Annotated in this window: 7 protein-coding genes; all 7 read right to left on the bottom strand. The window is 57.9% G+C overall.

Going from position 1 to position 8,564, the window contains the following annotated elements; all coding sequences use genetic code 11:
- Positions 1-249: 249 nt before the first annotated feature.
- The 7 genes from ACO0U8_RS20065 to ACO0U8_RS20035 all read right to left on the bottom strand — a co-directional run bounded on the left by ACO0U8_RS20065 (position 250) and on the right by ACO0U8_RS20035 (position 8,556).
- A complete protein-coding gene (locus ACO0U8_RS20065; RefSeq protein WP_056770220.1) occupies positions 250-1,146 on the bottom strand; it encodes a LysR family transcriptional regulator in 897 nt (298 codons plus the stop codon).
- A 7-nt stretch (positions 1,147-1,153) separates the two neighbouring features.
- Positions 1,154-1,975 carry a M55 family metallopeptidase gene (locus ACO0U8_RS20060; protein WP_421671551.1) on the bottom strand — a complete coding sequence of 274 codons (822 nt, stop codon included), beginning with the start codon at positions 1,973-1,975 and terminating at the stop codon, positions 1,154-1,156.
- The gene (locus ACO0U8_RS20055; RefSeq protein WP_421671485.1) at positions 1,975-3,114 is read right to left on the bottom strand and encodes a P1 family peptidase; all 1,140 of its coding nucleotides are present in this window, start codon (positions 3,112-3,114) and stop codon (positions 1,975-1,977) included. The genes ACO0U8_RS20060 and ACO0U8_RS20055 overlap by 1 nt, the downstream gene beginning before the upstream one ends.
- Positions 3,115-3,148: 34 nt before the next feature.
- Positions 3,149-4,060 (bottom strand): ABC transporter permease subunit, encoded by a 912-nt coding sequence (locus ACO0U8_RS20050; protein WP_056770214.1) that lies wholly within the window; start codon positions 4,058-4,060, stop codon positions 3,149-3,151.
- Positions 4,061-4,069: 9 nt separating this feature from the next.
- Complete coding sequence (locus tag ACO0U8_RS20045) at positions 4,070-4,990, bottom strand: ABC transporter permease subunit (RefSeq protein WP_056770212.1); 921 nt, start codon at positions 4,988-4,990, stop codon at positions 4,070-4,072.
- A 76-nt stretch (positions 4,991-5,066) separates the two neighbouring features.
- The gene (locus tag ACO0U8_RS20040) at positions 5,067-6,629 is read right to left on the bottom strand and encodes a glutathione ABC transporter substrate-binding protein (RefSeq protein ID WP_122095171.1); all 1,563 of its coding nucleotides are present in this window, start codon (positions 6,627-6,629) and stop codon (positions 5,067-5,069) included.
- A 40-nt stretch (positions 6,630-6,669) separates the two neighbouring features.
- The gene (locus tag ACO0U8_RS20035) at positions 6,670-8,556 is read right to left on the bottom strand and encodes an ABC transporter ATP-binding protein (protein ID WP_421671484.1); all 1,887 of its coding nucleotides are present in this window, start codon (positions 8,554-8,556) and stop codon (positions 6,670-6,672) included.
- Positions 8,557-8,564 lie beyond the last annotated feature (8 nt).

The following is an 8,564-nucleotide window of genomic DNA, read 5'->3' as shown; positions in this document are numbered from 1 at the left end:
TAATTTTTATTTTTTCTTTTTTTTCTAACTTTGCCCCGCGCGCTTGTGCTTTTTAATCCCCCCGGGGGGGGGGGGGGGGGGGGGGGTTATCCCCCCCCCCCCAAGTCGGTGTGGGCCGACGCCCACGACCTTGAACTTGAACTTGAACTTGAACTTGAACTTGAACTTGAACTTGAACTTGAACTTGACCTTAAGGCCAGTGTGGGTGGCAACCCACGGCCCATGTGGGTGGCACCCCACAGTATCAACCTACGATAACACCCCGCTATTCCCCAACTCCCATAATTTCCTGCGAATCAGCTGTTTGAGCTTCAGCGCGGCCTGGGATACCGGCTGGTCGCGGCGGTTGAGCAGGATCACTTCAAACGGCAGCGGTTCGAGCACTTCGCAGATCTTCAGCTGATCGACATATCGCCGGGCGGTAAAAGTATCGACCACGCCGACGCCGCCACCGGCCAGCACCATGTCGGCGATCACTGAGTAGGTTTTTATGTGCAGCGAAGATTGCGGGGTCAGGCCGTTTTCGCGCAGGACGCGGTTGAGCACCAGCCCGAGCGGATCCTGCTGTTGCAGCATCAGTAATTCGTTTTCACACAGCCACGCCAGCGAAACGGGGCCTTCGACCGGGGAATCCTTCGGTAAAAGCGCCACCATGTTGGCCTGATAAATCGACTCGGAAACCAGCTCCTGTGTCGCGGGTTCGCCGAAGGCCAGCGCGAAATCCATTTTGTATTGCAGCAAATCCTGGCTCAGCGTATTGAAATGCCCGGTCACCAGTTCGACACTGCCGCCCGGTGTCTGGCGGCGAAAATCCACCAGCACCGGCGCCATCACGCTGTGGCCCAGGGCGTGCGCCGAGCCGATACGCACGTGCTGGCCTTCGCCCTGCCGCAGTTGTTCCGCCAGTGCGCCGATGGCCTGAATATGGCTGAACAACGCCTCCACTTCCGGCATCAGCCTGCGGCCTTCCGGTGTCACAATCAGCCCCTGCGGTGTGCGGTCGAACAGCGTGAAACCCAGTTGCTGTTCGGCATGATTGAGCACCCGGCTGACGTTGGGCTGCGAAACGTTGAGCAGACGCGCCGCGCCGCTGACGCTGCCCGCCTGTAAAACCGCCTGAAACACTTCAATGTGGCGTAAGCGCATTACGGCCCTATTTCTGCGTGGTCGCTAAGTACGAGAAGGCACTTAACAGACTGATAATGTTGGCAACCGTCGGGCTGTGATAACCGACGGTCACCGCATCAAGACGCTCAACGCCGGGGATCAGGCAGAATAAATCCGCCAGTACCGGTCTGGCCGTCATCAGCTCGAGATGATACGGCGCGCTGAAACGCCCGGCGGTGAGGGGCGCGGGTTTGCTGACGGCAATCGTCGCCTGTTTGCGGATTTTTGCGCAGGCGATGGACGGGCTGTCTGATTCGGCAGCGTTCGCCGAAATCGCACGTTTCACGCAGACGTACTGCGATTCCGGGTAATGGTTGCGGATCCAGGTCTCGAGATGGTCATCGCCGGTCACCAGCCACAGCGGGACGCACAGTTCAGCCCCGGCGGCGGCGTATAAATCACTTTCGCCGACTACATTGCCGTTAAGTTTGACGCGGTAAAAAGCGCGGCCATTGATGGTGTGCGCCAGTACGCCGTTTTCGCCCGCAGCGGTGTGAAAACCGACAAACATCAGACCATCGTATTGCTGCTGTTGCAGCCCTTCGACCATCGACAGGCCGCGCGGTTTGCCCTGCACCAGACGGGCGCGCGGATCGATTTTATCGGCGCGCAGGTTTTGCATCATCGCGTGGCTGTCAGCGACCGTCACTTCCATCGCGCCACCGGCAAAGGCACCGTCAATGGCGGCGTTGACTTCCCCTTCCATCAGCGCACGGGCGGCGTCGTAATCCGCATTGCCGGGGCTGCATTGTTCAGGGCGCATCACGCCCGCGATCCCTTCAATATCTGCAGAGATAAATACTTTCATCATTCGTTCCCTATTTGGTTGGGTGACCAGACTCCCCCGGCGTTCTCCTCGTGAGAGGGGAAGGCGCCAGACGAGTTCGCCAGATTATCTAATACGTCACTTAACCCCAGCCGGTAATGTCCGTCGAATCCGCAGACCGTTTCTGCGCTCAGTAAGGCATCCATGATCGCGTGCTCGGTGGCATCTGCCGCCATCGCCAGCAGCGGTTCCAGCGCACCGTCAGGTAACGTGACACCGTCACGCTGAGTTGAAAAAGCCAGCGCGATATCCCCCGAGCCGTGCCCCCAGTAACTGCCAAGGCGCCCTAGCCCGGCACCGGCGCGTTTGGCGATGCGCGAGAGCTGGCGGCTGTCGAGATAGCGGTCGCAGGCCATGATGATGATCACCGAACCGGCGTCAACCTGCGGAGCAAGTTGCGGTAAAACCTGTGCGATCGCCTCGCCCGCCCGTACACCGTCGAGCGTCAGTTCTGAAAGTTTGCCAAAGTTCGCCAGCACCAGGACGCCCAGCGTGGCATTCAGTTCTTCGCACCAGCGGGAGGCCGTGCCAACCCCACCTTTAAGGCCGAAACTGCTCATGCCGCGCCCGGCACCGACGCTGCCACGGGCGAAAGACGTAGTCGCGCTGTCGATGGCTGTTAACGCGTCATCTTCACACACCGCCATGGCCTGAATGTCGTTAAGGTAGAAGTCATTGCACTCGAGGATCACCGGATTGATGGTCGCATCCGGGCGGCCAATCTGCGGAAATTGCTGACAGCTGCGGGCGATCATCGCGTTGAATATCGCACCGGTGGCAAAAGTGTTACTGAGCAGGATCGGGGTTTGCAGTTCGCCCAGTTCCATCAGCTGAATCAGCCCCATCGGTTTGGCAAATCCGTTGAGCACCGCCACGCCACAGGGCAACGGATGCTGGTAAAGCGTGTCCCCCGGCGGCACAATCGCGGTGACGCCGGTCTGCACGTTTCCCGCCGCCAGCGTGCTGTGACCGACGGTTACGCCGTCAACGTCAGTGATCGCATTGGTGGCGCCGCATGCATATCGCGGGCGAAAAATCTGGCGCGTGGTGCGCCAGCGGTGCAGCAACGCGGCCAGCGCCTGTTGCGTGAATTCATCATGTTCAGGGGCTTGCGGATGCATCACTCTTCCAATTCAGCGGGTTAAGTCAGTTTTACTATTTCTTCAGTTTAGGATCCAGCGTATCGCGCAGCGCGTCGCCGAGCAGATTAAATGCCAGGACTGTGAGAAATATCGCAAGCCCTGGGAAAACGCTGACGTTCCATTTTCCCGCCATCATCATATTGCGGCTCATTGCCAGAATATTGCCCCACTCAGGGACGTCCGGTTCCGGGCCAAGCCCGATAAAGCTCAGGCTGGCCGCCGTCAGAATACTGGTTCCGATGCGCATGGTGAAATAGACAATCACATTCGACAGCGTGCCCGGCAGAATGTGGCGCAAAATGACCACCCTGTCCGGCGCGCCGACGCAGCGAACCGCTTCGACGTAAGCACTTTGTTTGATCGATAATGTGGCGGCGCGCACGATGCGGGCAAATACCGGCACGCTGAACACCGCGACTGCAATAATCACGTTATTCAGACCGGGGCCGAGGATCGCCACCACCGCAATCGCCAGCAACATGCCGGGAAAGGCGAACAGTACGTCCGAGCCGCGCATGATCAGCATATCGAGCCATTTGCCATAATAGCCCGCCAGCAACCCCAGCAATACACCGGCGATCATGCCAAGCGTGACCGAGAAAATACCGACGTAAAGTGAGATCCGCGCGCCAAAAATGATGCGGCTGAGCACATCGCGGCCCAGATCATCGGTGCCGAACCAGTGTTCCGCCGTCGGCCCGACGCCGAGCGCCATCCAGTCCGGCGTCATCGGATCATAAGGCGCCAGCCACGGCGCGAACACGGCCACTAACACCAGCAGCAGGATAAATCCGCCGGAAACCAGCGCCATCGGGTGGCGTAAAAACGTGTGAAAAAAGTCGTACCAGGGTGAACGGATATCGTCGTTATGCGCGATAACCGCAGCCGGTGTGGTTTCTTCCAGCACAGAGACGGGTTCGGTCATGTGCAGCTCCTAACGCAGACGGATAGCGGGGTTGACCACGGCATACAGCAGGTCAACCAGCAGATTTATCAGAATAAATTCAAACACGAACAGCATCACCAGCGCCTGAATCACCGGCTGATCCTGCGTTTTGATGGATTCGATCAGCAGCCAGCCTAATCCCGGCCAGCTGAACACGCTTTCGACAATGATCGAGCCGCCGAGCAAAAAACCGAACTGCAAACCGAGCATGGTGATGATCGGGATCAGCGCGTTGCGCATGATGTGTTTCCAGGTCACCAGCCGCGCACGCAGGCCTTTTGCCCTGGCGGTGCGCACATAATCTTCCTGCGCCACGTCGAGAAACGCCGAACGGGTAAAGCGCGCCATCACCGCCGCCACCGAAGAACCGAGGGTGATCGCCGGTAATATGATGTCGGTCGGCTGGTTAAATCCACTGACCGCGAAGAGCCCGAACGGCATGGCGACAAACTGGATAAGCAGCAACCCGAGCCAGAACGGCGGCATGGAAATCCCGCCAACGGCCATACTCATCAGCGTCCAGTCCTGCCATTTTCCGCGCTTGAGTGCGGACACCACGCCAATCACCAGCCCCAGCACGACAGACCAGGCGAAGCCCGCCAGCGCCAGCAGCAGCGTGGGCATAAACCCACTTTGAATCACGTTTAACACCGGCTGGCGCGTGCGGTAAGTCGTGCCCAGATCGCCGTGCACCATGCCATCGAGCCAGTGCCAGTACTGCGCAGGCAAAGGATCGTTGAGGCCAAGCAGTTGTCGCGCTGACTCAACCGCCTCGATCGGCGCATCCTGTCCGGCGTAAATACGCGCAGGGTCACCCGGCAGCAGCTTGATAAAGCCAAACACCAGTAACGACACCACCAGTAAAACGGGGATCATTTCCAGTATCCGGCGGATAAAATAGGTCAGCATAAATACGTTTCCCTGAATCTGAATGGGAGAAGTGCTTACTCCTCCCCTTTGCAGGGGAGAGAGTTAATTAAAAGAATTACTTAAACTGTGCCTGATTAAAGATCAGCGAACCGTCCGCAAGCATGTAGACGCCGGTCAGATCTTTGCTCTTTCCGACCAGATTGTCCGGCACGCCAAGGAAGGCCACCGGGGCATCAGCCCACAGCAATTTCTGCGCATCCGCGTAAGCGGCCTGACGTTTGGCGATGTCGGCGGTTTGCAGGCCGGCGGTGATCGCCGCATCCACCTGCTTGTTGCTGTAATAAGAGACGTTATACGCCGACGGGATCCAGGATTCGGTGGCAAACAGCGGGCGCAGCGCCCAGTCTGCATCACCGGTCGACGCCGACCAGGCGCCGTAATACATTTCCACTTTGGCATCCGCCGGTTTCGGGGTGCTCCACAGACGCTGGTTGAGCGAACCGGAATCCATCGGCACCAGTTTCACCCGCACGCCAATCAGCGACAGCTGCTGTTTGAGGAACTGCGCGCTGCGGATACGGTCGGTTTTGTTCGAGCTCCACATTTCCACATCGAAGCCCTTCTCATACCCCGCCTCTTTCATCAGCGCTTTGGCTTTGGCGATGTTGTAGCTGTAATCCGGCGTGTTTTGCTTCTGATAGAACTGAACGTTTTTTGGTAACGGCGACGTTGAAGGCGACCCCATTCCGGCGAACCCGACTTTCAGCCACAGGTTACGGTCAACGGCATAGTTGATCGCCTGGCGGACACGCACGTCGGAGAACTCTTTTTTCTGCGTATTAAAGGCGATGTAATACAGGTAGATGCCCGGATTTTGCGAAATATCCAGCTTAGGATCGCTCTTCACGGTGTCCACCAGATCGGACGGCAGCGGATAAACGGCTTCCACACCACCGGATTTCAGTTTCGCCACCTGCGTGGAATCTTCCGGCGTCGGGTACAGCGTCACGGAATCGACTTTCGGCCAGCCTTTCTGCCAGTAGTTGTCATATTTCACCAGCTTGACGTCTTTGCCCTGCTGCCATTCCACAAACTTAAACGGACCGGTGCCGACCGGATGCACACTCAGATCCTGCTCGTTCGGATACTGTTTCAGCGACGCAGGGCTGTGCATCACCGCAGACGGATGCGCCAGGGTGTTGATCATCGCGCCAAAGGGTTTATTCAGGGTGATCCTGACCTGATAAGGCGTCACCACGTCGACGGATTTGATCATGCTGAACAGCGAGTTACGTTTCAGATGATTGGCCGGATCCGCCAGACGGTCGAGGTTGATTTTCACCGCCTCTGCGTTGAACGGCGTACCGTCCTGGAAGGTCACGTCGTGACGCAGGTTGATCGTAAACTCGGTGGCATCGCTGTTGCTGGTGTAATCCGTCGCCAGCACCGGCACGACGGCCATTTTGCTGTCGAACTGGAATAAGCGTTCAAAAATACCGCTCTGAATGGAATAGCTCAGCGTATCCGTGGTGTCGTGCGGATCAAAACCGGTCACGTCGGCATACATGGAAATGCGCAGGTCTTTCGCCTCAGCCGTAGCGCCGAAACACAGCACCAGACCGGCAGCCATCAGCGTTTTACGGAAAACCCGGGTGTTACCAAGAAATGTCGAATGCATGTACTTCTCCTGTGTGTTGCAAAAAAGAAAAGAAAGATCGTTATGCCTGCGGTTCCGCCACCCAGTGATGCGGGGAAACCTGGCTGTACCTGAGTTTTTCTATCTGTACACCGGCAGGATGCACCGGCGATTTCACTTCCACGTCGTCAAACTGACGCAACGCACGCTGCGTCGGATCCGCCACCGGCACGGAACTGAGCAGGCGTCGGGTATATGCATGTTGAGGATTGCTAAACACCGAATCCCGTGGCCCAATCTCAACAATCTGGCCGCTGTACATCACCGCCACACGGTTGGCGATGCGTTCCACCACCGCCATATCGTGTGAAATAAACAGCCAGGCCACGCCGGTATCACGCTGCAGATCCATCATCAGATTGACCACCTGCGCCTGAATCGACACATCCAGCGCGGACACCGCTTCATCCGCGATGATCACCTGCGGTTGCAGCGCCATCGCGCGGGCGATAGCAATACGCTGACGCTGCCCTCCGGAGAATTCGTGGGGGTAACGCCGGGCAAACGCCGGATCCAGCCCGACGCTTTTCAGCAACTGGTTTACCGTCGGGGTGGCTTCGGCCAGCGATTTTTTCAGGCCGTGCAGCAGCAAGGGTTCGGCAATGGAAAATCCGACGGTCAGACGCGGATTAAGCGAGGCGTACGGATCCTGAAATACCATCTGAATCTGACGGCGCACCGCCTGAAACGGCGTGTCGCGCATCAGGGTGATTTCTTTGCCCTGAAGATGAATGCTTTCGGATTCGCTGCCGACCAGCCGCAAAATTGCGCGTCCGGTGGTGGATTTACCGCAACCGCTCTCACCCACCAGCGCCAGCGTTTCCCCCGGCCAGATGGAGAAATCGATCTGTTCAACGGCGTGAACTTCTTTGGTAATGCGCGAGAGCACGCCGGAGCGGATCGGGTAGCAGACGCGCAATCCGCGCACGTCGAGGAGAGGCGGTGCATCGTAATTGGCAGTCTTCTGGTCGTCATCAGCCAGTAAAGTGTGAGGCTCATCACCTGCAACCGATTGCTTTTCTGCCACATTTTTAGCCGTCATGACGGCACCTGCCTGCGTACTCAGCAACGGGAAACGGCGCGGCCATTTCAGCCCCTGCATATCGCCCAGTTTTGGCACGGCGGCGAGCAATGCGCGGGTATAAGGATGCTGCGCGTTGGCGAAAATCTCGGTCACGCTGCCCTGCTCCACCACCTTGCCCTGATACATCACCACCACGCGATCGGCGATTTCCGCCACCACGCCCATATCGTGCGTAATGAACAGAACCGACATATCCGTGCCCTGTTGCAGATCACGCAGAATTTGCAGAATGCGCGCCTGCACGGTGACGTCGAGGGCGGTAGTGGGTTCATCCGCAATCAGCAATGCCGGGTCGCAGGCCAGTGCCTGGGCAATCATCACCCGCTGGCGCATACCGCCAGAGAGTTCATGGGGATAACATTTGAGAATGCGTTCGACGTCCGGAATGCGTACCTGTTTCAGCAGTTCGCGGGCTTTGATCAGCGCATTGGCTTTGGTCGCCATGCCGTGATCGAGTAAGCCCTCTGTCAGCTGATCGCCGACGCGCAGCACCGGATTGAGCGAGGTCATCGGTTCCTGGAAGATCATCGACATTTCCTGACCGCGCAGTTTTCGGCGCGCTTCTGCAGACAATGCGGTCAGCGCATGGCGCGTGCCATTACGGCCAATAAAATCGATGCTGCCTGCGTCGATGTGCGCCGAATCCGGCAGTAATCCCATCACGCTCAGGGACGTGACGGATTTACCGGAGCCGCTTTCGCCGACCACCGCCACCACTTCACCTTTATTAATAGAGAAGGAAACGCCTTTCAGCGCCTGCGTTTTGCCTTGCCGGCCGGAAAACGTCACCGACAAATCGTTAATCTGCAAAATGGGCACTGTCATCAATAAAC

The organism is Rahnella sp. EDr1-12 (assembly GCF_049206505.1).
GTDB lineage: Bacteria > Pseudomonadota > Gammaproteobacteria > Enterobacterales > Enterobacteriaceae > Rahnella > Rahnella rivi.
Note: the sequence above shows the minus strand (reverse complement) of the source record. Positions and strands in the feature narration are given on the sequence as shown.